This is a genomic window from Agrobacterium sp. 33MFTa1.1 (assembly GCF_004328495.1).
Taxonomy (GTDB): Bacteria; Pseudomonadota; Alphaproteobacteria; order Rhizobiales; family Rhizobiaceae; genus Agrobacterium; species Agrobacterium pusense.
On sequence record NZ_CP036359.1, the window covers coordinates 184904 to 210560 of the forward strand.

Below are 25657 nucleotides of genomic sequence, written 5' to 3' on the forward strand. Positions count from 1 at the left end.
CCGAAGGATGTCATGCCTTCTTACGCATCGTCGCGTAGACGATATTGTGGTTCTCGCCAAAGAACACCTCAGCCTCGATGCTGTCCGGATCGGCGCTGGCATTGACGATCCGCCACATATCCGCCTTCGAGCGCAACAGCAGCGCCCAGTTCATGAAGGTTTCCATGTAGCCGTCCACAACGATGTCCTCGGAGAAGTTGGCGAAAAGGAACATGCCGCCGGGTTTCAGCATCTCCATGCAGCGCCGCGTGAGTTTGATCGCCACACGGTCGTTCAGGTAGTCGTATAGACCGGCTGCGTATATCAGATCGAAAGTGCCGAGCTCCTGCGTGCGCAGGACGATATCGCGCACCGAGCCGTCGATCGCCTCGATGCAGGTGCCGGCGAAATCGCGGGCAACGGAACCGACGCTCAAGGGGTCCTGATCGAGCGCCACCCAGCGCCGCAGCCTGCCCTCCTTCAGCGCCGCGGAAGCATCCGCCTCGCGCAGATGTCCGGACGCTATGGTGAGGATTTCGGTATCTTCACCGTGCCGGGCCGCCGCTTCGTCGACAAAACGCGTCAGCAGATCCCGTCGCTCGCGCACCGCCACGGAAGAACTGGCGTCCTTCGTATAGTCGTAAAGATCACGCCCCAGCGGCGTCGCATTCTTCACCAGACCGGCAACGCTTTCGTGGCCATAGATAAAATCCAGCAATTGCGCATCGCCGGAATAACCCCGCGGCTTGTCGAACGACCAGCGCGTGAACGGATCCTGCAGAAAACGCTCCGACACGGGGTGATTCTGTATGATGGGGATCAGTTCAGCCCACACGCTTGAGTGGAGTTTTTCTCGCAACCCATGCAGCGCCCCCGCCGTTCGATGTATTATGTCATGTGCTGAAATACCATTATCGAACTGCTGCTGTGCCAATTCGAGAATGATGGCAATTTCTGCTTTTGCAACTGCGAACTGCTCATCGAACGTTTTCGTTTTGCGTGCAAAAATCTCTTTTGCGACAGTATCCGGGGTGATCAGACTTGCCCCATCCAGATTTTTCTTCTTTACCCGCACCACTTCAGCCTCCAGTGTTAACACATTGTTAACTATACGTTTCTGGGACACCGAAGGCCACTCGATTTCGATTTTTGCGCGGTGTAGGGATAGATTAGTAGATTAGCGTATTTTTTTGGTCACACTCTCGGGTGGCGGCTGGGAGGATAGGCGGTTTAGTGAAACTTAATGTTGCGAACGTATGATGCGTTCTTCCTTTCCATGGTCTCAATCCGCTTTGGCAGAGATCGACAGGAACCCGAACTGGGTGCGACAGCACACGGAAAAGTGGAATAAGCAGTTACTTAATAAGTATACGCAACACTATGGGAAAGTGCATGAAGCACACATTGGGAGAGGTGAGTGGACAGCAAGACTATCGGCGGCCGGACTCCCGGTTTTCTGATGAACTTCTTGCCCTTTACCAGCAGGAAGGCGAACGCAGCCGCCGGGGTTCTATCCGTCGGGGCCTGTGGACGGCTGTCTTCATTTATCTTCTGTTTGCCGCTTCAGACATCGTTCTGATACCCGACGTCGCGTTTTACACCATTGTCGCACGTTTCGCGGTCGCCGTATCAGCGCTGCTGACACTGGAAATCCAGCTGCGCCGGGGAGCCAGCACCGCAGCGCTCGACCTCACCTGTGCGACCGCCCTCGTCATGGGTTATATCGGCTGGCTATTGCCATCGCTGCTGACCGACAATATCGAAAACATGTCCTATTACATGGTTTTCGGGGCGATCTTCATGATGGGCGCCAATCTGTTTTTCACTTTCAGATTCCATCTGTCGCTGGTGTCATCGGGCATCATTCTCGTCACCTATTTTCTGGCGGCGACGCAGTTTCCTGAAGACGCTTTCTACAAATTCGCTTTCGGCACCTTCTATATCTCCTGCTTCGTCTTCACGTCTTATGTGAACTGGAACCTGAACAGGGAACGCTACCATGTCTTCGTCAACGGGCTGGAAGCGAAGGCCCAGCAGAAGGCGGCGGATGAGCGTGGCCAGGCGCTGCTGCGTCTTTCCAACACCGATTCCCTGACCGGGCTGCAGAACCGCCGCGCCATCGATCACCATCTGCGCCTGTTGTGGGATAACTGGATGAAGAAGGAAGAAGGTTTTTCCGTATTCCTGATCGATGTCGATTTCTTCAAGAAATACAACGACCGTTATGGCCACCAGGAAGGCGACAAGTGTCTCGTGACCGTGGGTAATGCCTTGCAGGATGCAATCATCCAGCACGGCGCCTCGATCGGCCGTTATGGTGGCGAGGAATTCATCGTGCTGGCGCCATTCAAGTCCAAACAGCAGGTTGGCGAGCTCGCCGAAACGATCCGCCATACCGTGGAAAGCCTGTCCCTCGCACATGACCAGCGCCGCGACGGCACCTTCATCGTCACTGTCAGCATCGGCGCCTCCTTCACCCGCCCCAATCCGGACGGCAAGCTGGAGAAGATCATCAACGAGGCCGATCGCGCGCTTTACATCGCCAAGGGCAATGGCCGCAATTGCATGAAGCTGTTTGATCCCGACGATCCGCAGACCAGCGACGAAACGGAAAACATCGCCGCTCTTCTGAAGATCGCAGTTTCGGAGAACCTTGTTTCCCTTGTCTACCAGCCGATCTTGAACATCTCGACCAATGAAACGACAGGCGTCGAGGCGCTGATGCGACTTCGCCTGCTGGATGGCAATTCCGTCGCCCCCAGCATCTTCATCCCGATCGCCGAGCGTACCGGCACGATCATGGAACTGGGCCTGTGGACCATCAAGACGGTCTGCAAGCACATATTGGCCGATGACAGGGTTGATGTCGTCAGCGTCAATGTGTCACCCATGCAATTGAAGAACCCTGGGTTCGCCACGTCCGTCGCGGCCATTCTCGTGGAAGCCGGTATTGCCGGCAACAGGCTCGCCTTCGAAATCACCGAAGGCCTGGACATGGAAATGCATTCGGATGTGCTGCGTTGCCTGAACGACCTGAAGACGCTTGGCATCAAAATCTGGCTGGATGATTTCGGAACGGGTTTCGCCGGCCTGTCATGGCTGCGCATGACGGATTTCGATACCGTCAAGATTGATCGTTCCTTCCTGCATGACAGCAAGACCCCACGCGGACGGGCGATGCTGCAGGACATGATCCGCCTCATTCGCAATCGCGGCCATAAAATTTTGATCGAAGGCGTGGAAACCGAGGAACAGCTGAGGCTCGTGCGCCAGATGGAAATCGATTACGCGCAGGGCTATTACATTGGCCGTCCGGTCGTGGCGGAAAGGCTGGGGCCCGCAAAAGCACCCTATCCGCGCCCCAGCATGCTTCTTCGTCCCGCCTGAGCGGGCGCTGACAATCGTGGAAGCTTAGTGATATGCGGGCGGGCTGACCGAAAACCTTGCCGCCATTTCCGAAAAGGCCGCGCGGGTGACCGGATCGACCGGCGCCCCTTCCCTTTCCCGCTTCGCCGCCACCGCCCATTCGCGATCGCCAGGCGCCATGACCTTGCAATCCTCGCGAACGGGGGACCCCCGCAGCACTTCGAGATAGCGCTTCATGCCCTCGTCAAATGCGTCGCGCTCAAGGAAGGCTTCCGGTTTCAGCGCCAGAACGAAGGCACCAAGCCCGCGCGGCGTGGAGAAATCCGGCCCGCCCATCGGGGCGATATCGAAGCTCAGCTTCATGCCGGTCAGAACCGCACTGAAAATCTCCACCATTCCCGCCAGCGCCGCGCCCTTGAAGCCGAATTCGCCGCCGACAGGGGCAAGCATTTCCGCAGCATTCGGATCGCTTGTATCGACGCCGTCACCATCCGAGGCAACGCCCGCAGGCAATTGCTGCCCGAGGCTGCGGTAAAGCAGCACGCGATTATAGGGCACTGCGCTGGTCGCCATGTCCAGCAGCCACGGCAGGTCATCCGCTGCAGGAACGCCGACGGCAATCGGGTTGGTGCCGTGAAAGCGCATGGCCCCATCATGCAGGCGCACGAAACTGTCCGAATTGCAGAATGCCAGGCCGATATAGCCCTGCCGGGCCGCCTCCAGCGCATAAGCCCCAGCCGGTCCGAAATGCGAGGAATTCCTGATCGCCACCGCGCCGATGCCAAATTTTTCCGCGAGCGCCATGGCGTTTTCCATGGCCGCATAGGTGGCGCGGGCGCCGTGGGCGTTGTCCGCATCCACCGTCTCCACCGCGCCGAAGCCGGAAACGCGGCTGATCTGCGGCCGCGGATTGAGACGCCCGCCTTCAAGTGCGGTGACATAATGAGCGAGCAGGCGCACGCCGTGGCTGTCAACGCCAAGCCGCGTGCCATGCATCATGGCGCGGGTCGCCGCATCGGCCGTCTCGTCATCCGTACCGGCAGCGAGGAAAATGGCGCGGCAGAACCGATCCAGCTCATCCAGCCTCGCCAGAGCAGGGACGTTTTCATTGCTGTGCGACATGCGGGGAACCCTCCCGATTCCAGAATCCATGCCGCACAGGCTATTCATGGGATAGGTTTTTGCAATCGAATATCACGTGGAAAACATCGATCGGCGCGGCGGCGGCGGAAAGCGGCCTATTTGCGCGGCGGGGCGATACTGCCCCTCAGCACCAGCCGGCAACCGAGTTCCAGCCGGTGCGCCGGCCGGGTGGGATCGGCCGCCACCAGCCGCTGCTCCAGCAGCGACAGCGCCGCCCCGCCCAGCCTGTCGGCGGGCAACTGGATGGTGCTGAGAGGCGGTGTGCTGAAGGCAGCTGGCATGATGTCATCGAAACCCAGCACCGAGACGTCCTCGGGCACCCGGATGCCGGCCTCCCCCAAGGCCTTCAGACAGCCGAGCGCCAGATTATCGGCGGCGCAGAAAATCGCGGTGGCGTTTCGCAGCGGTCGCTGCTCGGCAAGCAGACGGCGGATAGCCACCTCCCCCCATTCGGGCTCGTAGCTCTCGACCTCGATGACCATATCGGCCGGAACGGCAAGGCCCGTTGCAAGGAATGCATCGTTATAGCCATCATGGCGACGGCGGATCGTCGTGCGGCCCTTCCAGGTCACATGCACAATATTGCGATGCCCGAGCGACAGCAGATGCTCGATGCCGAGGCGAGCGCCGAACCGGTTCTCCGCCGTTACCGTATCGACGATCATGGCCGGATCTTCGCCATTGATCAGCACCACGGGCTTGCCGAGCGCGGAAAGCGCCTCGACCAGCTGCGGCCTGTCGTCATTCAGAACCACGACACCGTCCACATTATCTGTCCTGACGGCTTCGGCAACCGCCACGGGGTCGAGCCGGCTCGTTGCACTGACATAGGGAACGATGCGGATGCCGCGCCGCTCGCATTCGCGGCGGAAGCCGTTCAACATTGTCCAGCTGACCATGTTGAGGTCGCTCTGCGGTGCCGCGTCATTGGTCATGGCCAGCAGGACGACACGCAAGGTGGCGATGGTCGCCTTCTGGCGCCGGTTTTCGAGATAACCAAGCGACCGGGCGGCTTCCAGAACCCGCTCGCGAACCTGAGTGGTGAGCGGCGCCGTGCCGTTGATCGCATGCGAAGCCGTGCTCAGCGAAACATTCGCCTCCCGCGCGACGTCCTTGAGCGTCGTTTTCCTGTCTATTTTCATAAAAGGGAATTCAACCACTCTTCTTCGGACGGCCCTGGCGGAAAGACTCACGCAATCGATCTGAAGAATAACCGCGCCGGTCTGCTGCTCTCTCGTTACCGGAGACTACAGCATCATCCGTAAATGCGGAATTGATTTCTCCGGCTTTGGCGATCGTCCGGTTGCCGCCCGCGCTTCACCGCGGGCGGCAACGCGGTCAGAGCGCGCCGGCGATATGGTCGATGCTGGCTTTCACGGCAGCAGCCGGGTCCTTCAGGTCATGAACTTCCGTCGCAAAGGGCTCGAAGCTGTAGGGCCCCTTGTAACCGGCGGCCTCCAGCGCCCTGATCTGGGCGATGTTCTCCAGCCGGTCGGCGCCATCCACCAGGACGCGGTGGGCATCCAGCATGTCGGCGACGGAGACGGCGGGGTCGGTGACGCCGGAAATGTGGACGAGACCGGTGCGTTCGGGGAAAAACGCCGTTTCGCCCGCGAGGTGATGGTGGAAGGTGTCGTGCACCAGCCTGTAGACATCGCCGCCGCCGGCCACGTCAATGGCTCTCACCGCCTCGGTCTTGGTGCGCAGCGAGGAGACCGGGAAGCCTAGCGGTTCGACAAGACCGGTAAGGCCTCTCTCCTCAAGGATCGGCTTCATGGCCTTCAGCGCCGTCACGAGATCGTCGAAGGAAACCGCCCTGCCGTCATTGAGCGGGCACATGACCAGCGCTTTTGCACCGCTCGCCGCGGCGTAATCGGCCATGGCGACGGCGCGCTGCGGCAGGTCGCCCGACCAGACGTTGAAGGGATAAAGCGCGTTGATGGAGATGATCGTCACGCCGGCCTTGTCGGCCGCCGCCTTCACCTGCGCCGGTGTCACCGTACCGACAATATCCGGCAGGTCGTTGCGGATCTCGACCTCGGTGAGGCCGAGTTCGCGCGCGGTCTGGAAGAAGTCCTCGAGCGAAAGCGCCGGGGCGGTGATGTGGTTGATGGCAAAACGCATGAAAGACCTCACTGATAAAGGGCGGGACGGGCGGGAAGCCTGATTGCGACAGCTGCCCCGTCCGTCTCCTGCGCGGCGACGCAGGCATCGGAGGTGATCGCGGCCACGTAGCCGTCCCAGGAATTGGGGCCGGAGGCTGTTCCCTTCGCCGCCGCATGGATGAAGTCCTGCAATTCGACGTCGTAGCTGGCGATGAAACGATCCTTCCAGTCGGTGAGAATATCGTTCTGCAGCTTGGCGCCGAGCCGCGTCTGTATCGCCATCGGCTCCGGCAGGCTGGCAATGCCGTCCTCGCCGACCACCTGGCACTGTATGTCGTAACCGTAGTGGCAGTTCACGAAGATTTCGACGTCGATGATCGTGCCCCTGGCCGTTTCCAGAATGACGATCTGCGGGTCCCTCAGCTTTGCATGGCTGCGGGCGGCGGCACGTGGAAAGAGAACCCGGGCCGACACATAGTCGTCATCGAGCAGCCAGCGCAGCACGTCGATCTCATGGATCATCGTGTCGTGGATCGCCATGGGCGTCACATACTGCTCCGGAACGGTCGGGTTGCGATGGGCGGCATGGACCATGATCGGGGCGCCGATCATGGTGTCCACGGTCTTTTTCAGCGCCACGTAACCGGCGTCGTAGCGGCGCATGAAACCCACCTGCACCAGCCGTTTGCCATGCGCCACCTCAGCATCGACGATCCGCTTCGCGCCCTCTGCCGTCGTCGCCAGCGGCTTTTCGCAGAAGCACGGCTTGCCGGCGGCGATGGCCGCCAACACATATTGCTCATGCGTCGCGCCCCAGGAAGTGACAAGCACGGCATCCACATCAGCTGATGCGATGAGCTCCTCGCCGGTGGCGAAAATGGCGGCATCAGGGGCGATGTCTTTTTTGACCGCTTCGGACGAGGCGCGGTTGACGTCGCTCAGCGCAACGACCTTCGCACCGCCCAGAACCTCATTGATACGTCGGGCGTGATCGCGCCCGATGGCACCGGTGCCGATGACACCAATTTTCACAGTCATCTGAAAACCTCATTTCCAGTATTTGGCGACATATCGCCGGGTTTCGCTGAGCATGAAACGCGCGCTTTCATCGACACGATCTTCCCAGGCAAAGACGCAGTTCGACAGCACACCGTCGAATTTCATGTCGGCCAGCGTGGCGAAGAATATCTCCCAGTCGATCTCGCCCTGGCCGAAATCCGTGTGCTGGTGCACCCTGACTTTGGCGCCGGGCGGATTGACGATGTAGCGCAGCTGCGACGATTTGGTGTGGTCATAGGTATCGGCAAGGCGCACATGCACCAGATGACCTTCGGTCGCGCGCAGGTTGGCAACCATGTCCGGACCGTAAAAGAAGGTGTGAGGCGCGATGAAGGAGGCCTTTACCGCCTTGGAATTGATGGTCTTGATGATGTCGATGGCCGGCGCGATTTCCTCGACCCAGTCTTCGGGATGCGCCTCCAGCGACAGCACCAGCCCCTCCCGCTCGAGGACCGGAACCAGAACATCCATGGCGCGGAAGAACTGCGCTTCGCAGGTTTCCGGACGGTGCAGGCCGGACCGGTCGTTGAGGCTGCGCTCCGGCGAGCCTCCACGACCGAATTCCGAAACGAACATCGGGCACTCCATCTCCACCGCAATCTCGATGGCGCGTTTCCAGTTGTCGATCGCTACCTCCCATTCGTCCGGATACGGGCTCGCCCAGCGATACATGGGCTGCAGCGTGGCAAGGCCGACGCCGTGATCCTTCAGGGCCTTTTTGAATTCGGCGACGCGCCCGGGATAGACCTTCGGTCGCGTCCACCAGGACAGAAAATCCGGACGGGGTGAAAGTTCGACATAGTCGTAACCGAGCTCTGCGACCTTGCGGCAGGTCTCGGCCAGCGAAAGATGCCGGAACATGTGGGGATCGAGCGTATGTTTCATGGCTGTTTCCAGTCGGCGGGATAAGGGACGGGGCCGAAGCCCCGGCTCATTTGGCATAGGCGGACATGTTTTCCGGCGTGACGAGTTCGAAGGGCACCCAGAGCGTCTTTTCGGTGCTTTGACCGGCAGCGGCCTTCACCGCCGTCTGAACGGAGACCTCGCCCTGCTTCGTCGCATTCTGGTAGACGGTGATATCGAGATCGCCCGCCTGCATTGCGGCAAGTCCATCGGGTGTCGCGTCAATGCCGGCAATGACGACGTCCTTCATGGATACGCCCGCTGCCTTCAGCGCCTGCACGGCGCCAATCGCCATTTCATCGTTGTTGGCGATGACCGCATCGAACTGTATGCCCGCCGTCAGCCAGGAGGAAACGAGGTCCTGTGCCTGCGTGCGGCTCCAGTTCGCCGTCTGCTTTTCAAGGATTTCGATCTTGCAGTCCGGCTTGGAGAACACCGTTTCCACATCCTTGGTGCGCACCAGCGCCGCATGGTTTTCCAAAGGGCCCATCAGAATGACGGCCTTGCCCTTGCCGCCCATCAGCTTGCAGGCGGCTTCGGCTTCCATGGTGCCGGAATCAAGTTCGTTGGAGCCGACAAATGCCGTGCCGTCAGGCAGCCCGGTTTCCAGCTCAGCCGGCGGATGGTTCACATAGACAAGCGGAATTTTCGCAGCGGATGCGGCCTTGGTGATCGCCGAGGTAGCGTCACCATCGACGGCGTTGACGATGATCGCATCGACGCCATTGGCAATGAAGTTCTGCACCTGGTTCAGCTGCTTTGAAGGATCGAGCTGGGCATCCTCGACCAGAAGCTCGATGGTCTTGTCGCGCCCGGCCTCGGCCCTTATGCCGTTGAGCAGGATCGTCAGAAACGGATTGTCGAAAGACGTCATCGATACTGCAATTCGGGTCTCGGCCAGAGCCGGTGTCGCGAAGATACAGAGTGCCGTCGCCATCAATAGTTTTTTCAAGGTTTCCTCCCGCGGAAATCGCTGCTGATTGCATTGTCCAGTTTTTGCCGTAGCCGGTCGTGCCCGGCTGCGGCGCGTCAGGCCCCTCCGGCGGCACTCCCCCGGGGAGCGCAGAAGCCGGCAGGCACGGCCATGGCTCAATTCCCGGCCTGATGGTTTTTGAGATTGGTGGGCGTTACCAGCTCGAAAGGCACGAAGACCCTCCTGTCTGCCGCAGCGTTTCCGGCAGGTTTCAGCGCCATCGAAACTCCAACGGCCTGCACCGGCGCGCCCGTCGTCCGCATGGTCGCGAAGGCTGCATTGGCGAAATGTCTTTTCATCTCGTTCCCCCTCCAAACCTTGAAAAGAACCGGCCGCACCATCGCGCTCGAAGTGCGCCGTCACGGCTTTCCGGAAAAAGCTGCCCCCGCGCCGCGAAGGAATATCCGCGGCGTCAAGCAACCCCGACGTAATCTCATGCTGTGAAGGTCGGCCTCCTGTCCGCTCCACAGGCAGGCAAGATTTCCTAGTCCGGTCACCACGTCAACGCGTCAGCAGCAGGCAAAACCATCAAGCATGATAGAAACGGGCGGACGCGATATGATGTAATCTATCAAACCATCAGAGGCTTTCAGGAACCCAGAGATGGGCAGGAAGGAAACGCTGTCCCGGCGTCTCCGCCATGCCATGTTCGATAGTGTGAACCATGGTTGCGATGAGATCGGCGCACAATTCTCGTAGCGGGGTCTGGAACACGCCGCTGATGCTGCCTTCCAGCAGTGCCTGGCGGGACACGGGGGTCAGTTCGTTGACAAGGCAGACAATGGGTTCCTGCCGCTTTTCGTGTTGAAGTGCCTCGATCACCCCTTCCATGCCGCCGCCCACGCAATAGATGCCGACGAGATCCCTGTGCTTGGCGATAGAGTCCATCACGAGCTCATAGGTTACGCGTCGTGTTTCCAGCGTGATCAGGGCATCCATAACCTCAAATTCCGGCGCATATTCACGCATGTAGCTGCGAAAGCCGGTTTCGCGCAGCGAATGACCATGAAACCGGTGACCGCCAAGCAGCAGAAGCACCTTGCCCTTGCTGCGCGCCAGTCGTGAGATCATCCACGCCGCTGTGCGCCCCACCTTCATGCTGTTGACACCGAGATAAGCCTCCCGCACGCCCTGGGCAAAATCGGAAAGCAGCGAGAATGTCGGAATGCCCTTGATCTTCAATGCCTCGACGGCGGCCGTGACATCGTGGTGGTCCGGCCCGGTAGCGGCCACCGCCTGTACCCGGCCCTTCATGCCCATAAGCAGCGCCGCAAGCTCCGCCGGCTCACCGGATTGCGCAAATTCGATGCGCAGATTGACGTGGCGATCCCGGATGTTGCGCGCCGCAAGCTCCAGCTCGTCGGCAAAGGTCTGATAAAAGGCGTGCCGTTCCTTGCGCAGAATGATGCCAAGGCCATAGGAAGGCATATCCGCCAGCATACGCTGACGAATGATGTTGGTGGCATGAAAGCCGATCTTCTCCGCGGCCTCGAACACACGCCGCGAGGTTTCCTCCCGCACCGGCAGGCGGCCGTTCAGCACCCGGTCGACCGTGGCGACGCTGACGCCGGCGGCCTTTGCAACATCGGTAATGGTCGGACGTTTCATGCGGGTGCCCCGTAGACGGAAAGATTCCTGTCATATCTCGCAAAACATGTCACGGATTATGATGGAATCCAACATGTGCAGAGGGATAAGAGCGTGGAGTACTTTATCAGGGAATAATCGACCGGGGCCTGCATCGCAGGGCCGGCTTGCTTGGCCCAGCACGCCTCCTCTCCTCATCTTTGTGCTTGTCACAGAGATTCAGCCAGCCCAAGTCCCTGGGCTGAGAGGAGTCTTCCCGCCGCGCAGACGCGCGTCGGCTGTATTCCTGTGACAAGCACAGGAATGAGGGGGCTGGGATGTGTCAGAGCGAAAAAATCACCTGCCGAGTAACCTGAATGGCCACTGTCACACTAAGGAAGCTGCGGCAGCGGGCATTCGTACCGGTTTACGGCGGCATTGGCACCGTTATCACGATGCTGAAGCCGTTATTCCGTCAGATCCGCTCCAGCGCGACGGCGATACCCTGCCCGACGCCGATACACATGGTGGCGAGCGCCAGCCGCTTGCCCTTCAAGGAAAGTTCGAGCGCCGCCGTGCCGGCGATCCGAGCACCGGACATGCCGAGCGGATGGCCGAGCGCGATGGCACCGCCATTCGCATTTACCCGCGCATCGTCATCGGCAATGCCGAGCTGGCGTAGCGTCGCGAGGCCCTGGCTCGCGAAAGCCTCGTTCAGCTCGATCACATCGAGCTGTTCCTGCTTCAGCCCGAGCCGCGCCAGAAGTTTGGCGGAGGCCGGAGCCGGGCCGATGCCCATGACGCGCGGCGGCACGCCGGCAGCGGCGCCACCGAGGATACGGGCGATGGGAGTGAGGCCATATTTCTTCGCAGCCTCGGCTGACGCGATGATAAGCGCGGCCGCACCATCATTGACGCCAGACGCATTGCCCGCCGTTACCGTAGCGCCCTCGCGCTTGTTCACCGGCTTCAGCTTAGCCAGCGCTTCGAGGCTTGTGGCCCGCGGATGTTCGTCCTTCGAGACGACAAGTGGATCGCCCTTGCGCTGGGGGATCGTTACCGAAACGATTTCCCTGTCGAGACGGCCATTGGCCTGCGCATCCGCCGCCTTCTGCTGACTGCGTACGGCGAAGGCATCCTGATCCTCGCGCGAGACCTGATAATCGACCGCGACATTGTCACCGGTTTCCGGCATGGAATCGACGCCATATTGCGCCTTCATCAGCGGGTTGACGAAACGCCAGCCGATGGTGGTATCGTAGATTTCGGCATTGCGCGAAAAAGCGCTCTCCGCCTTGGGCAGAACGAAGGGCGCTCGGCTCATGCTTTCGACGCCGCCGGCAATCATCAGCTCCGCCTCGCCCGATTTGACGGCACGGGCGGCAGCAATGACGGCATCCATGCCGGAACCGCACAAACGATTGATGGTCGTTCCGGTTACCGACACCGGCAGGCCGGCGAGCAGCAACGACATGCGCGCCACGTTACGGTTATCCTCACCCGCCTGATTGGCGCAGCCGAAGATCACATCCTCGACGGCTTCCCAGTCGATGGAAGGATTGCGTTCCATCAGCGCCTTCAGCGGCACCGCGCCGAGGTCATCCGCCCTTACGGAAGAAAGCGCACCGCCGAAACGGCCAATGGGCGTGCGGATGTAATCGCAGATATAGGCTTCGGTCATCGGTGTTTCCTCAAAGTTCCGGTGCAACGAGATCAGCAACCACGCCATCCACATGAAGCGGCGCGCCGGTCATGGCCTGCAACTCATCGAACGTCATCGCCGGCAGTTTTTCACGCAGCACGAAGCGGCCATCAACCACGTCAATCACCGCGTGGCTGGTATAGATGCGGGTGATGCAGCCGACGCCGGTCAGCGGGAAGGCGCATTTCTCAACCAGCTTTGGCTCGCCATTCTTGGTCACATGTTCGGTGATGACGAAGACCTGCTTGGCCCCATGAACCAAATCCATGGCCCCACCGACGGCTGGCACACCCCTGGAGCCGACGCGCCAATTGGCGAGATCGCCATTCTGGGCCACCTGATAGGCCCCGAGGATCGCCACATCCAGATGTCCGCCACGCACCATCGCGAAGCTGTCGGCATGGTGGAAGAAGGCGGCACCCGGCTTCAGCGTCACGGCCTTCTTGCCGGCATTGATGAGGTTCCAGTCCTCCTCGCCTTCCGGCGGCGCTTCGCCAAAATTCAGGATGCCATTTTCGGTGTGGAAGATCGCCTGACGGCCGGGTGGCTGATAGCGCGCCACCATTTCGGGAAAACCGATGCCGAGATTGACGTAGGCGCCATCTTCGATGTCCTGTGCCGCGCGCCATGCGATCTGGGCGTTGGAAAGCTTGATGTCTTCGCGGGTGTCGATGGTCGTGGTCATGCGTAGGCTACTCCCGCGCGAATGAGGACTTCTTCCTGTTGCGGATCGGAAATTTCCACGACGCCGTTCACGAAAATACCCGGCGTCACGACATGCTCCGGATCGATCTCGCCGGCGGCGACGATCTTCGAGACCTGCGCAATGGTGGTTTTCGCGGCCATGCACATCAGCGGGTTAAAATTGCGCCCGGCCTTGTTGTAGGTGAGGTTGCCATAGGTGTCGCCAAGCTCGGCCTTGACGATGGCAAAATCGGCCTTCAGCCAGCGCTCCTGCACGTAGGAGCGGCCGTCGAATTCCGCGATTACTTTGCCTTCTGCCAGTTCCGTGCCGAAACCTGTCGGGGTGTAGAAGGCCGGAATACCGGAACCGCCAGCGCGAATGCGCTCGGCAAGCGTGCCCTGCGGCACCAGCTCCAGTTCGATTTCGCCGGCCAGATAGCGATCGGTGAAGGCGCGCGGATCCGAAGAGCGCGGGAAGGAGCAGATCATCTTCTTGACCATGCCCGCATCGATCATCGCGGCGATGCCGATGCGGCCGTTGCCGGCATTGTTGTTGATGACGGTAAGGTCCTTCGGTCCCTTGTCGATCAGTGCGTGGATCAGCTCGATCGGCGCGCCGGAGCCGCCAAAACCGCCGATCATGATCGTCGCACCATCGCCGATGCCAGCAAGCGCCTCTTCCGCGCTCTTGATTGTCTTGTCCATTCTCAAAACCTCCATCCAGCCGAGCGGATGGACCGGCAGGGCTGCTTGGCCATGAGGTAAAGCTGAAATTGCCTCGACGGCAAGGATTTTGTGCGTTATATGATTTTTGTTCGTATATCGCACAAATGGAGCCTAGCCATGGCCGTCAGCGAAAGAGACATGATGGGCGGTCTCGCCAAGGGATTGCGCGTGATCGAAGCCTTCAGCGCCGAGCGGCCGCGGCTTTCCATCTCCGATGCCGCCGAGATCGCCGGACTGGACCGCGCCACCACACGCCGCTGCCTGCTCACGCTATCGGAGCTTGGTTATGCCGCCTATGACGGCAAATTCTTTACCGTCACGCCGAAGGTGCTGCGGCTCGGCACCGGCTGCCTCGCCACCATGCCGCTTCCCAAAATCGTCCAGCCGCTCATCGATCGCCTTTCGGAGGAGATCGGCCAGAGTACCTCCGTCTCTATCCTGGACGAGACCGAAATTGTTTATGTCGCCCGCGCCGCCCAGCAGCGGGTCATGTCCATTGCGCTGATGCCCGGGTCGCGCCTGCCCGCCTATTGCACCTCCATGGGCCGCGTTCTTCTCTCCGCACAGACAGCGGAGCGACAGCGCGACATTCTCGAAGCCTCCCGGCTGGTCGCCCGCACGGAAAAAACCATTACCGATATTCAGGCCTTGCTCACCGAAATCGAGGTGACCGGCCATCGCGGTTATGCGTTGATCGATCAGGAAGTCGAAATCGGCCTTCGCTCCATCGCCGTGCCGCTGAAAAGCGTGCGTGGCCAGACGGTTGCCGCGCTGAATGTCGGGCTCGCCGCCTCGGTCGCTTCGATGGATGATCTGGTGGAGCGATATTTGCCCGCACTTCTGTCCGTTCAGCGGGAACTGGCGAGAATGCTGGTCTGAAGCGGCATCTGCCGCGCGCCGGTATCGCCCATCTTGCGCTGCTCGGCGAGCCGCCAGGCGCGCGGCGTCATGCCGGTTTCCCGCCTGAAGAAGCGGTTGAAATAAGCGGGATCGGCAAATCCAAGACCCTCCGCGATCATCTGTACGCTGGAGACGGTGAAGACCAGTTCCTGCTGGGCGATCTCGATCTGGCGCTTGGCAATCAGCCGCTGCAGGCTGAGCCCGGAAACGGAACGGACAAGCCGGTTGAGGTGCGTTTCCGAAAGGCCGAGCTTCCTCGCATAAAAACCGGCTTTCTGCGGCTCGCGGATATGGCGGGCGATCAGCGACAGCAACCGTTCGAAACGCTGCTCCGCCAGGCCCTCACCGCTTGTTTCCAGAAGCGGCCGCGCCGCCCGTGAAAGAAGCGCGACGACGGTCGCAAGCTGGCCTTCTATCATCGCGTCGCGACCGATCTCACGGGCCTCATATTCCGCGGAAATCCGTTCGAACCCGCTGCGCACTCCTTCTCCATCGGCAAAATCCTGCAAGGGCAGAAGCACCGGTTGGGAGAAATTCCGCAGCAGAAGCGCCTGCACCGATGCCGGCAGCGCGCCCTGCAGCATAGTGACGATCACGCCGCCGATATCGCGGGAAAAACGGAAGCCGTGTTCGAAACCGGGTGGCACGATGATGGCGACCGGTGGGCGGATCGGCTCGATGCGGCCATCCAGCAAGGCATCGCCCTCGCCGCCAAAAATGTACAAGATTTGCAAAAAAGCAGAATGGCGATGCAGGCCGATTTCAAAGCGATGCAGGCTGCTCCGCGAAAAAAGCGTCTCGCAATGGAAGCGAAAATCGCTGCCCTGCGCGGCTTCCTCGCCATAGAGCCCTTCATTGGCAGTCACCCGCATCTCCGCTCCCTCCTGCGCCCGATGGTCGGATTGTGCAATTTACGGACCGGAAAGTCCATTGAGCTTCCGGCAACGCTTGGTCAATTTCTTGACCGGAGACAAGTTCGGGAGGAAACAATGCGTACACAGGTCGTCATCATCGGCTCCGGTCCATCGGGGCTGTTGCTTGGCCAGCTTCTGGCGAAAGCCGGTGTCGAGACCGTCATTCTCGACCGGGTCAGCAAGGAATACATTCTCGGCCGCGTCCGCGCCGGCGTGCTGGAAGAAGGCACGGTACAGCTCATGGAAAAGGCCGGCGCGGATAAACGCCTGCGCCGGGAAGGTCTGCCGCATGACGGTTTTTCGCTGACCTTCGACGGTCGCGACCATCGTATCGATCTCTTCGATCTGACCGGCGGCAAGCGTGTGATGGTCTATGGTCAAACGGAAGTGACCCATGACCTGATGGATGTGCGCGAAGCGGCCGGCCTCTCGACCATCTACGATGCATCTGATGTCGAGCCGCATGATTTCGATGGCGAAAGCCCTTATGTAACCTATCAGAAAGATGGCGTAACCCACCGGATCGATTGCGATTTCATTGCCGGCTGCGATGGTTTCCACGGGGTGAGCCGAAAATCCGTGCCGCAAGGCGCGATCAAGGAATTCGAGAAGGTCTACCCCTTCGGCTGGCTCGGCATTCTGGCCGAAGTGCCGCCGGTCAACCACGAACTCATCTACGCCAATCATCCGCGCGGTTTTGCCCTCTGCTCCATGCGCTCGCACACGCGCAGCCGGTATTACATTCAATGTTCGCTGGAGGACCGGCCGGAAGACTGGAGCGACGAGCGCTTCTGGGACGAAATTCGCCGTCGCCTGCCGGAAAACCATGCGGATGCGATGGTGACCGGCCCCTCCTTTGAAAAATCGATCGCGCCGCTCCGTTCATTTGTCAGTGAACCAATGCGGTTCGGACGGCTGTTTTTAGCGGGGGATGCCGCCCATATCGTGCCGCCAACGGGCGCCAAGGGCCTGAACCTTGCCGCCAGCGACGTACATTATCTGAGCGAGGCGCTGATCGAGTTTTATCGCGACAGGTCTGAAGCTGGCATCGACGCCTATTCGCAGAAGGCGCTTTCCCGCGTGTGGAAGGCGGTGCGCTTCTCCTGGTGGATGACGACGATGATGCATCGTTTTCCCGATACGGGGGATTTCGGTCAGCGCATTCAGGAGGCGGAACTGGATTATCTCGTCCAATCCCGCGCCGCTTCCACCGCGCTTGCGGAAAATTACGTGGGGCTTCCCTATTAGGGCTGCCCCAGACACGCGGCTTTTATCCCTACCGTTTCCACACCCGTCACCCCGGACCTGATCCGGGGTCCAGCGCGATCAAGTCACTGATCGCAAAAAGGACTCTTTTCACGGCGCAGACGCGCCTTGGCTGGATTCCGGCTCAAGGCCGGAATGACGGAGGAGAGGTTCTCAGACTTTTCCGACCCTCACCCTCATCTCAAGAACCAGCCTCCCCCCTCCCATCCAGCAACTCGCCCGCCGCCTCACGTATGGCCTGCATCAACAGCGAAAGCGGCAGCGAGGGCTGGGTATCGGCCCGCACCGTCAGTCCCACCGGACCGCTGGTATCGCCGGTCTCGACCGGCAGAATTTCGAGGATGCCATCCGCCACATCCGCCGCCACCACGCCCTCCGAGATGATCCAGATCGCGTCGCTGGTGCGCAGAAAGGCGCGGCCGAAGGCGTCGGATACGGTTTCGATGCGGATCGGCAGGGCCGGAACGCCGTTGGCGATCAAAAACTGTTCCACGACAGGACCGATGACGGACTGCCGTGTGGGCATCAGCACCGGATATTCATGCAGGTGATCGAACACCGAAACACCGGGCGACAGAAGCGGGTGGCCAGCCCGCACCACGAAGCGCACCCTTTCCGAATAGAGATGCTCGAAGGAAAACCCGGCCATCTTCTGCGGCGCCGCGAGACGGCCGACGACGAGATCGAGATCGCCGACCCGCAGCTGCTCCAGCAGAACGGCGTTTTCGCCCGTCACGATCTTCACCGGGCTGCCGGTCTTTTCCGCCAGAAAACCGGCCATCGCCTTCGGCATGATGCGGACCGAAACCGTGGGCAGAGCACCCACCCGCACCGGGGGACCGGCGCGCGCCGCCTCCTGCGAAACCGAATCGACCGCCTGTCGCAACGCCGTCATCGTCGCGCCGGCGTGGCGCAGGAAAACCTCGCCGTAGCGGCTGATGCGAATGCCGCGACCTTCCCGGTCGAATAGCGAGACACCCAGGATCTCTTCCAGTTCGCGGATCGTTTTTGTCACCGCCGGCTGGCTGACATGCAGGATTTCGGCGGCGCGGATAACGCTTTTCTGCCGCGCAACCTCCACGAAGGTCTGCAGGTGGCGGAACTTGATACGCTGGTCGACCATCGCTCGTATAATCCAGTGGTTATGATTTTCATCGATAATGTCATTTTACTTAACCGGAACCCGCTTGCAATATCCCCGGCAGGAGGAGCCATCATGCATTTTCTGCGCTGCGGCGAGACCGTGATCCATTATCGCGTCAAGGGATTGGACAGCGGCAAGCCGGTCATCGCCTTCATCAATTCGCTCGGTACGGATTTCCGCATCTGGGATGCGGTGATCGAAGTGCTTGGCGATGACTATGCCTACGTACTGCACGACAAGCGTGGCCACGGGCTTTCCGATATCGGTCGCCCACCCTATTCGATCGACGACCATGCCGGTGATCTGATCGCGCTGCTCGATCATCTCGGTGTGAAAAGTGCCGTCATCTGGGGACTGTCCGTCGGCGGCCTGATTGCCCAGGGGCTTTATGCCCGCCGGCCCGATCTCGTCCGCGCACTCGTGCTCAGCAATACCGCTCACAAGATCGGCACGGCCGACATGTGGAACGCCCGCATCGACAAAATCTCTGCGGATGGCCTCGGCTCGCTGGTCGATCCCGTCATGGAGCGCTGGTTCACGCCCGCCTTCCGCACGCCTGACAATGCCGCCTATGCCGGCGCACGCAACATGCTGTCGCAACAGCCGGAAGCCGGTTACAGCGGCACTTGCGCCGCCATCCGCGATGCGGATTTTACCGCGGCCGCCGGGCGCATTGCCGTGCCGACCCTTTGTATCGTGGGCGATCAGGACGGCTCGACACCGCCGGAACTGGTAAAGTCGCTTGCGGACCTCATCCCCGCAAGCCGCTTTGTAACAATCGCCGGCTGCGGCCACATTCCCTGCCTTGAACAGCCACTCGCCTACGCGCAGGCCGCGTGCATTTTTCTCAAGACCTTGCCGGAGCATTGACCGATGGCGGACCAGAACAACAAGAACGAACGTTTCGAACAGGGCATGAAGACCCGTCGCTCCGTGCTGGGAGATGCCCATGTGGACCGCGCCCAGACCGTGACGACGGGCTTCGACCAGCCTTTTCAGCAGCTCATTACCGAAGGCGCCTGGGGCACCGTCTGGTCCGGCAATCAATGGACGAAACGCGAGCGCTCGATGGTCACCATCGCCCTTCTTGCGGCGCTGGGCCAGGACGAAGAACTTGCCATGCATGTGCGCGCCACCGTCAATACCGGCGCAACCGAGGCGGATATTCGCGAGGCGCTGATGCACGTGGCGATCTATGCCGGCGTGCCTGCCGCCAATCATGCTTTCAAGATTGCCAAGCTTGCCCTGGCCAGCATGAAAGCCGATAGTTCCCTTGATAAAACTGGCGATGGGGAGGAAACGAAATGAGCAACCAGCCACCAGAAACCGGGCCTTTCTTCGCGCGCAACCGCGATATTCACCCGCTGGCCTATGCGCCCGGCTACAAGACCTCGATCCTGCGCTCGCCGCAACGCGCCCTGATATCGCTTGAGGGAACCAAGAGCGAGATCACCGGTCCCGTTTTTGGCCATGGCATGCTGAATCCGCTGGATAACGATCTCATCCTCAACTATGCCCGCCCCGGTGAAATGCCTGTTGGACCGCGTATTCTCGTTCACGGCCGGGTGCTGGACGAGCGCGGTCGCGGCGTCGGCGGCGCGCTGGTGGAATTCTGGCAGGCCAATGCCGGCGGTCGCTACCGCCACAAGAAGGAAAGCTACCTCGCCGCCATCGATCCGAATTTCGGCGGCGTCGGCCGCACGATCACCGACGAGAACGGCTATTACTGGTTCAAGACCATCCAGCCGGGCGCCTATCCCTGGCCGAACGGCGTCAATGACTGGCGGCCGGCCCATATCCATTTCTCCATCTTCGGTCACGGTTTCGCGCAGCGCCTCATCACCCAGATGTATTTCGAAGGCGATCCGCTGATCTGGAAATGTCCGATCGTCAAAACCATTCCGGACGAGGATGCGATACGGAGACTGATCGCGCCGCTGGACATGAATGCGACGCTGCCGATGGACATGCTGGCCTATAAGTTCGATATCGTGCTGCGCGGTCGCCGCTCCACCCTTTTCGAAAACCGCATGGAGGGCAACTGATCATGGTTCAGCCGCTCAACTATTTCAAGGAAACCGCCTCGCAGACGGCAGGGCCCTATGTGCATATCGGCTGCACACCCAATTTCGTCGGCATCGAAGGCGTGTTCGAGAAGGATCTCGGTTCCGGCCCGCTTTATAACGACAAGGCCCGCGGCGAGCGCATCAGCGTGCGCGGCACGGTCTATGACGGCGCCGGCATGCCGCTCAAGGATGCGCTGATCGAGATATGGCAGGCCGATACCGACGGCTATTACAACAGCCCGAGCGAAACGCGCGGCAAGGCCGATCCGAATTTCATCGGCTGGGGCCGCTCGCCCGGTGACATGGATACGGGCGAATTCGTCTTCGAAACCATCAAGCCCGGCTCGGTGCCGTTCCGCGACGGTCGGCCGATGGCGCCGCACATCACCTTCTGGATCGTCGCGCGCGGCATCAATATCGGCCTGCAGACCCGTATGTATTTCCCGGAAGAACAGGAGGCCAATGCCGCCGATCCCGTTCTCGCCCGCATCGAGCAGAAGAGCCGCATCGCCACGCTTGTCGCCAAAAAGGAAGAAGGCAACGTTTATCGTTTCGATATCCGTCTGCAGGGCGAAGGCGAAACCGTGTTTTTCGATATCTGACGCATATCGCGCAAAAGTGTGCAGCGGTTTTGCGACAACGATATGCGCAAAAGAAAGCGAGACGGACGATGAGCCTTTCCCCCTTCGAGCACCCTTTCCTCTCAGGCCTTTTCGGCGACAGCGAAATCGTCGAGCTGTTTTCGGCAAGGGCGGATATCGACGCCATGATCCGTTTCGAAGCGGCGCTGGCGGAGGCGGAGGCGGAGGCTGGCATCCTTGCGGATGAGGTGTCACAAGCGATTGTCTCAGGCCTGTCGGACTTTGCCGCCGACATCACCGCCCTTCGCCACGGCGTCGCAAAGGATGGCGTTGTGGTTCCCGAACTCATCCGGCAGATGCGGGCGGCCGTCGCCGGCAAGGCAGCGGACAAGGTGCATTTCGGCGCGACCAGCCAGGATGTCATCGATACCAGCCTGGTGCTGCGGCTGAAAATGGCGGCGGAAATCATCGCCATGCGGCTCGGGCGTCTCGTCGATACGCTGGGAGATCTCGCCTCCCGCGACGGCCACAATCCGTTGACGGGCTACACCCGCATGCAGGCCGCGATCGGCATCACCGTCGCCGACCGGGCGGCAAGCTGGATTTCACCGCTGGAGCGCCATTTGCTGCGGCTCCAGAGCTTCGCGCAGACCGGTTTCGCCCTGCAATTCGGCGGCGCGGCCGGCACGCTCGAAAAGCTCGGTGATAATGCCGCAGCCGTGCGCATCGATCTGGCAAGGCGCCTCGGCCTTGCGGATCGGCCACAATGGCAAAGCCAGCGTGACGGCATCGCCGAATTTTCCGGTCTGCTTTCGCTGATCACGGGCACGCTCGGCAAGTTCGGGCAGGACATCGCGCTCATGGCCGAACTCGGCACGGAAATCCGCCTCTCCGGAGGCGGCGGTTCCTCGGCCATGCCGCACAAACAAAACCCGGTCAATGCCGAAACGCTGGTGACGCTCGCGCGCTTCAATGCCGTGCACATATCGGCGTTGCACCAGTCGCTTGTGCACGAACAGGAAAGGTCCGGCGCGGGCTGGATGCTGGAATGGCTGTCGCTCCCACAAATGGTGACGGCAACGGGAGCCTCGCTGCTGATCGCCGAGCGGTTGGCGGGGCAGATAGACAGGTTGGGCGCAGGCGAAAACGAGCCTCAGGGCGATCGCCATCTTCCATAGACCAGGGTTTCCAGGAACTGCCAGACGGGCGGCCGGTGGCGACATGGTGACGTGCGGAAAGCGCTTGCGCTCCTTTGCATTAGCCATTGATAAAAAAGACTTTATCGGGAATTTCAAAAAACAAAAAAAAGCAGCGGCGACGCCGCTTTTTAACCGGATATGACGCTTGACACAAAAATGAACTAACTGGTACAAACATTAAGATTAACGAGACGCCGCCGACAAGGGTTCGAAGCCCGCAGCGGCAAAAATCGACAAATGGAGGGCTTTGGCGCCGCACGGTTCCAGAGCGATGCGGACAAGGCACAAAGCCTGTCCGGACCCGAAGGGGTTGGGAGGAAGAATGTCTTACAGTCTCGATTTCTCAGCGGTCATAGACCGGCTGCCCGAGCTGCTTTTAGCCTGTCTGGCGACGATCGGCCTTGCCATTGCCGGCATGTCGCTTGCCACCGTCATCGGGGTTCTCGGGGTTGTCGCCCGACGCTCGCGTTTCAGGCTGCTGCGCGGCATCGTCATCGGCTTTGTGGAAGCTATCCGCAATACGCCGTTTCTGGTGCAGATATTCTTCATCTTCTTCGCCCTGCCGCAGATCGGCATCAAGCTCAATCCCACCGTCACCGCCATCATTGCGCTGGCCCTGAACGGTGGCGCCTATGCCATTGAAATCATTCGAGGCGGGGTCGATTCCATCCCCAAGGGCCAGGTGGAGGCGGGCCTCGCGCTCGGCCTGCACCGGGCGCAGATCTTCCGCCATATCATCCTGAAGCCGGCGTTGCGCGCGGTCTATCCGTCACTCACCAGCCAGTTCATCATGCTGACGCTGACGACGTCGGTCTGCACTTCGATCGCCGCTTATGAGCTGACTTCGGTCGCGCAGAAGATCGAGGCGGATACGTTCCGGTCCTTCGAGGTCTATTTCTCGATCACGCTGCTTTATCTCGTCATTTCCTCGCTGATGATGGCCGTCTTCTCGCTCATCTCCCGCCTTTCCTTCAGCTATCCGGTCAAGTGAGGAGAAAAGACAATGGCATCCATCGGTCCCAACGAACTCTTCTTCCTGCTGCAGGGCCTGAAATGGACCCTTGCGCTGACCATCATCGGCTTTATCGGCGGCGGCATTTTCGGCCTTTGCGTGGCGCTCGCCCGCGTTGCGGACAGCCCGGCAATCCAGCGGGCAAGCACGGCCTACATCGCCATCTTCCAGGGCACGCCGCTCCTGATGCAGCTTTTCGTCGTTTATTACGGCGTGGCGCTCGCCGGCCTCAATGTCGATGCCTGGATCGCCGTTGCCATCGCCTTCACGCTGCATGCCAGCGCCTTTCTGGGTGAAATCTGGCGCGGCGGCATCCAGGCTGTGCCGAAGGGCCAGACGGAAGCGGCCAATGCGCTCGGCCTGCATTACGTCTCACGCATGAAGGATGTGATCCTGCCGCAGGCGCTCAAGATTTCACTGCCGGCCACCATCGGTTTCCTCGTGCAGCTCATCAAGGGCACCTCGCTTGCGGCGATCGTGGGTTTCGTCGAGCTCTCCCGCGCCGGACAGATCGTCTCCAACCAGACGTTCCGCCCGCTCACCGTCTTCGCCCTCGTCGGCATCATCTATTTCCTGATCTGCTGGCCGCTCTCCCTGTGGGGCGCCGGCGTCGAAAAGCGGCTGCAGGCCGCGTCCCGTTAAACGTCAAAACCATCTCATCAGCTTTGTAAGGAGGAGCAAAAGATGAAAACCACCAGCATGAAATTCTCGCGTCGCGCCCTGCTCGCGCTCGCCGCGGCAACGGTTGCGCTGCCTTTCGTGACACCGGGCGATGCTTTCGCCGGGACCGTTGAAGAGGCAAAGGCCAAGGGCAAGGTCGTCATCGGCATTCAGGGTGACAATTCGCCCTGGGGCTTCGTGAATTCCAGCGGCGTGCAGGATGGTCTCGATGCCGATATCGGCAAGGCCTTCGCGGACTATCTCGGCGTCAAGGCCGAGTTCGTGCCGCTCGCCGTCGCAAACCGCATCCCGGCGCTGCTGACCGGCAAGGTCGACGTGCTCTTCGCCACCATGGCCATGACCGCCGAGCGCGCCAAGAGCATCCAGTATTCGAAGCCCTATGTCGGCAACGTGTTTTCCGTCTATGCCCCCAAGGACAAGAAGATCGCCGGTTACGATGATCTGACCGGCATCAATGTCGGCGTGCCGAAGTCGAGCGCCATGGACACGGCGATTACTGCCGGTGCCGGCTCCAAAGCCAATATCCTGCGCTTCGATGACGACGCCGCCAATATTCAGGCGCTGATATCGGGCCAGGTCGAAGCCGTGGGCGGCAACATGTTCTACGGCGACCGGCTGAACAAGGCCGCCGAGGGCAAGTACGAATCAAAGTTCGAACTGACGACCATGTATAACGGCGCCGGCACCCGCCCGGGCGAGAAGGACTGGAACGAAACCGTCAACGCCTTCCTCGACAAGATCAAGTCGGACGGTCAGCTCGCCAAGATTTACGACAAATGGATGAAGCGCGAAGTGCCGGCCTTCCCGGACAGCCTTCCCGACATCCCCTTCACCGTGAAGTAATCTGGAGGTTTCCATGCCGCAATCCGCCGCCGCACAGGTTCCGCTTATCGCCCTTGAAGGGGTCGGAAAGTGGTATGGAGCCTACCACGCGCTTAAAAATGTCAATATGACGGTTCGCAAGGGCGAGAAGATCGTTCTTTGCGGCCCGTCCGGTTCGGGCAAATCCACCCTCATTCGCTGCATCAACCATCTGGAGGAAATCCAGGAGGGGAAGATTACGGTGGAGGGAACCATGCTTTCGGATTCCAGCCGCGCCATCGATGCGGTTCGGCGCGAAGTGGGCATGGTGTTCCAGAGCTTCAATCTCTTCCCGCACAAGACCATCATGGAAAACTGCACGCTGGCGCCCATGCGGGTGAAAGGCCTGTCGAAGGCCGATGCGGAGGCGACGGCACGCAAATATCTGGAGCGCGTGCGCATTCTCAACCAGGCCGACAAGTATCCCGCCCAGCTTTCCGGCGGCCAGCAGCAGCGCGCGGCGATTGCGCGGGCGCTGTGTATGGAACCGAAGGCGATGCTGTTCGACGAACCGACCTCGGCCCTCGATCCGGAAATGGTGAAGGAAGTGCTCGACACCATGATCGGTCTTGCCCGCGACGGCATGACGATGATCTGCGTCACGCATGAAATGGGTTTCGCCCGGCAGGTGGCCGACCGCGTGGTCTTCATGTCGGAAGGCGAGATCATCGAGGAAGGCCCCCCGGAGGAATTCTTCCGCGATCCTAAGCACCAGCGTACCCGCACGTTCCTTGGCGAAATTCTCGCCCATCATTGAGGTTCGCGCTCCGCGGGGAACTCTTGGCGACCTCCCGCGCAGAGACAGCGTCATCCCCGGGACAGGCCCG

Annotated in this window: 26 protein-coding genes; 12 read left to right on the top strand and 14 right to left on the bottom strand. The window is 60.6% G+C overall.

Translation table 11 applies throughout. The features are described from left to right. Positions 1-10: 10 nt before the first annotated feature. Positions 11-1057 (bottom strand): class I SAM-dependent methyltransferase, encoded by a 1047-nt coding sequence (locus tag EYD00_RS14695; protein ID WP_006700367.1) that lies wholly within the window; start codon positions 1055-1057, stop codon positions 11-13. Between the two features lie 314 nt (positions 1058-1371). On the opposite strand from EYD00_RS14695, the gene EYD00_RS14700 reads away from it, so the two are divergent. Further along, positions 1372-3366 carry a putative bifunctional diguanylate cyclase/phosphodiesterase gene (locus tag EYD00_RS14700; protein WP_022562703.1) on the top strand — a complete coding sequence of 665 codons (1995 nt, stop codon included), beginning with the start codon at positions 1372-1374 and terminating at the stop codon, positions 3364-3366. A 24-nt stretch (positions 3367-3390) separates the two neighbouring features. Here EYD00_RS14700 and EYD00_RS14705 read toward each other — a convergent pair whose 3' ends face one another. From EYD00_RS14705 to EYD00_RS14760, 11 genes are all read right to left on the bottom strand, one after another. Next, on the bottom strand, positions 3391-4467 hold the full coding sequence (locus tag EYD00_RS14705; protein WP_034496691.1) for an Ldh family oxidoreductase: 1077 nt from the start codon (positions 4465-4467) through the stop codon (positions 3391-3393). Between the two features lie 116 nt (positions 4468-4583). Continuing rightward, positions 4584-5630, bottom strand: a complete 1047-nt coding sequence (locus EYD00_RS14710) for a LacI family DNA-binding transcriptional regulator (RefSeq protein ID WP_004445099.1) — start codon at positions 5628-5630, stop codon at positions 4584-4586. 196 nt (positions 5631-5826) lie between these two features. Then, positions 5827-6612, bottom strand: coding sequence for a TIM barrel protein (locus tag EYD00_RS14715; protein WP_034496693.1), 786 nt, complete (start codon positions 6610-6612; stop codon positions 5827-5829). A gap of 8 nt (positions 6613-6620) precedes the next feature. Next, the gene (locus EYD00_RS14720) at positions 6621-7631 is read right to left on the bottom strand and encodes a Gfo/Idh/MocA family protein (protein WP_034496696.1); all 1011 of its coding nucleotides are present in this window, start codon (positions 7629-7631) and stop codon (positions 6621-6623) included. 9 nt (positions 7632-7640) lie between these two features. Further along, positions 7641-8537: a sugar phosphate isomerase/epimerase family protein gene (locus tag EYD00_RS14725; RefSeq protein WP_034496699.1), complete on the bottom strand. Its 897-nt coding sequence runs from the start codon at positions 8535-8537 to the stop codon at positions 7641-7643. 46 nt (positions 8538-8583) lie between these two features. Next, positions 8584-9507 carry a sugar ABC transporter substrate-binding protein gene (locus EYD00_RS14730; RefSeq protein ID WP_004445103.1) on the bottom strand — a complete coding sequence of 308 codons (924 nt, stop codon included), beginning with the start codon at positions 9505-9507 and terminating at the stop codon, positions 8584-8586. Positions 9508-9644: 137 nt separating this feature from the next. Then, positions 9645-9827, bottom strand: a complete 183-nt coding sequence (locus EYD00_RS14735; protein ID WP_131258881.1) for a hypothetical protein — start codon at positions 9825-9827, stop codon at positions 9645-9647. A 280-nt stretch (positions 9828-10107) separates the two neighbouring features. Beyond that, positions 10108-11136, bottom strand: a complete 1029-nt coding sequence (locus EYD00_RS14740) for a LacI family DNA-binding transcriptional regulator (RefSeq protein ID WP_004445104.1) — start codon at positions 11134-11136, stop codon at positions 10108-10110. 433 nt (positions 11137-11569) lie between these two features. Continuing rightward, positions 11570-12775, bottom strand: coding sequence for a 3-oxoadipyl-CoA thiolase (gene pcaF / locus EYD00_RS14750; protein ID WP_034496710.1), 1206 nt, complete (start codon positions 12773-12775; stop codon positions 11570-11572). A 10-nt stretch (positions 12776-12785) separates the two neighbouring features. Continuing rightward, complete coding sequence (locus EYD00_RS14755) at positions 12786-13481, bottom strand: CoA transferase subunit B (protein ID WP_034496712.1); 696 nt, start codon at positions 13479-13481, stop codon at positions 12786-12788. After that, positions 13478-14185: a 3-oxoacid CoA-transferase subunit A gene (locus EYD00_RS14760; RefSeq protein WP_004445108.1), complete on the bottom strand. Its 708-nt coding sequence runs from the start codon at positions 14183-14185 to the stop codon at positions 13478-13480. Before EYD00_RS14760 ends, EYD00_RS14755 begins: the two co-directional genes overlap by 4 nt. Before the next feature lie 138 nt (positions 14186-14323). Between EYD00_RS14760 and EYD00_RS14765 the strand changes: the two genes are divergently transcribed. Continuing rightward, entirely contained in the window at positions 14324-15085 is a 762-nt protein-coding gene (locus EYD00_RS14765; RefSeq protein ID WP_034496715.1) for an IclR family transcriptional regulator, read from the top strand. Here EYD00_RS14765 and EYD00_RS14770 read toward each other — a convergent pair. Further along, entirely contained in the window at positions 15055-15978 is a 924-nt protein-coding gene (locus EYD00_RS14770; protein WP_022562713.1) for a helix-turn-helix domain-containing protein, read from the bottom strand. The two genes, EYD00_RS14765 and EYD00_RS14770, sit on opposite strands and share 31 nt — an antisense overlap. Positions 15979-16095: 117 nt before the next feature. Between EYD00_RS14770 and pobA the strand changes: the two genes are divergently transcribed. After that, complete coding sequence (gene pobA, locus EYD00_RS14775) at positions 16096-17268, top strand: 4-hydroxybenzoate 3-monooxygenase (RefSeq protein WP_034496718.1); 1173 nt, start codon at positions 16096-16098, stop codon at positions 17266-17268. Between the two features lie 199 nt (positions 17269-17467). Here pobA and pcaQ read toward each other — a convergent pair whose 3' ends face one another. Continuing rightward, positions 17468-18409 (bottom strand): pca operon transcription factor PcaQ, encoded by a 942-nt coding sequence (gene pcaQ / locus EYD00_RS14780; protein WP_034496721.1) that lies wholly within the window; start codon positions 18407-18409, stop codon positions 17468-17470. A 93-nt stretch (positions 18410-18502) separates the two neighbouring features. Here pcaQ and pcaD point away from each other — a divergent pair, with 93 nt between their 5' ends. The 9 genes from pcaD to EYD00_RS14825 all read left to right on the top strand — a co-directional run bounded on the left by pcaD (position 18503) and on the right by EYD00_RS14825 (position 25587). Next, positions 18503-19300, top strand: coding sequence for a 3-oxoadipate enol-lactonase (gene pcaD / locus EYD00_RS14785; RefSeq protein ID WP_034496723.1), 798 nt, complete (start codon positions 18503-18505; stop codon positions 19298-19300). Between the two features lie 3 nt (positions 19301-19303). Continuing rightward, complete coding sequence (gene pcaC, locus EYD00_RS14790) at positions 19304-19738, top strand: 4-carboxymuconolactone decarboxylase (protein ID WP_004445114.1); 435 nt, start codon at positions 19304-19306, stop codon at positions 19736-19738. Next, entirely contained in the window at positions 19735-20475 is a 741-nt protein-coding gene (pcaH, locus tag EYD00_RS14795) for a protocatechuate 3,4-dioxygenase subunit beta (RefSeq protein ID WP_004445116.1), read from the top strand. Before pcaC ends, pcaH begins: the two co-directional genes overlap by 4 nt. Positions 20476-20477: 2 nt before the next feature. Beyond that, entirely contained in the window at positions 20478-21098 is a 621-nt protein-coding gene (gene pcaG / locus EYD00_RS14800) for a protocatechuate 3,4-dioxygenase subunit alpha (RefSeq protein WP_004445117.1), read from the top strand. 68 nt (positions 21099-21166) lie between these two features. Further along, entirely contained in the window at positions 21167-22255 is a 1089-nt protein-coding gene (locus EYD00_RS14805) for a 3-carboxy-cis,cis-muconate cycloisomerase (protein ID WP_034496725.1), read from the top strand. Between the two features lie 343 nt (positions 22256-22598). Then, positions 22599-23267, top strand: a complete 669-nt coding sequence (locus tag EYD00_RS14810; protein WP_004445120.1) for an amino acid ABC transporter permease — start codon at positions 22599-22601, stop codon at positions 23265-23267. 12 nt (positions 23268-23279) lie between these two features. Further along, the gene (locus tag EYD00_RS14815; RefSeq protein WP_004445121.1) at positions 23280-23930 is read left to right on the top strand and encodes an amino acid ABC transporter permease; all 651 of its coding nucleotides are present in this window, start codon (positions 23280-23282) and stop codon (positions 23928-23930) included. Positions 23931-23972: 42 nt separating this feature from the next. Next, on the top strand, positions 23973-24812 hold the full coding sequence (locus tag EYD00_RS14820; protein ID WP_004445123.1) for a transporter substrate-binding domain-containing protein: 840 nt from the start codon (positions 23973-23975) through the stop codon (positions 24810-24812). Positions 24813-24825: 13 nt separating this feature from the next. After that, complete coding sequence (locus tag EYD00_RS14825) at positions 24826-25587, top strand: amino acid ABC transporter ATP-binding protein (protein WP_004445125.1); 762 nt, start codon at positions 24826-24828, stop codon at positions 25585-25587. Positions 25588-25657 lie beyond the last annotated feature (70 nt).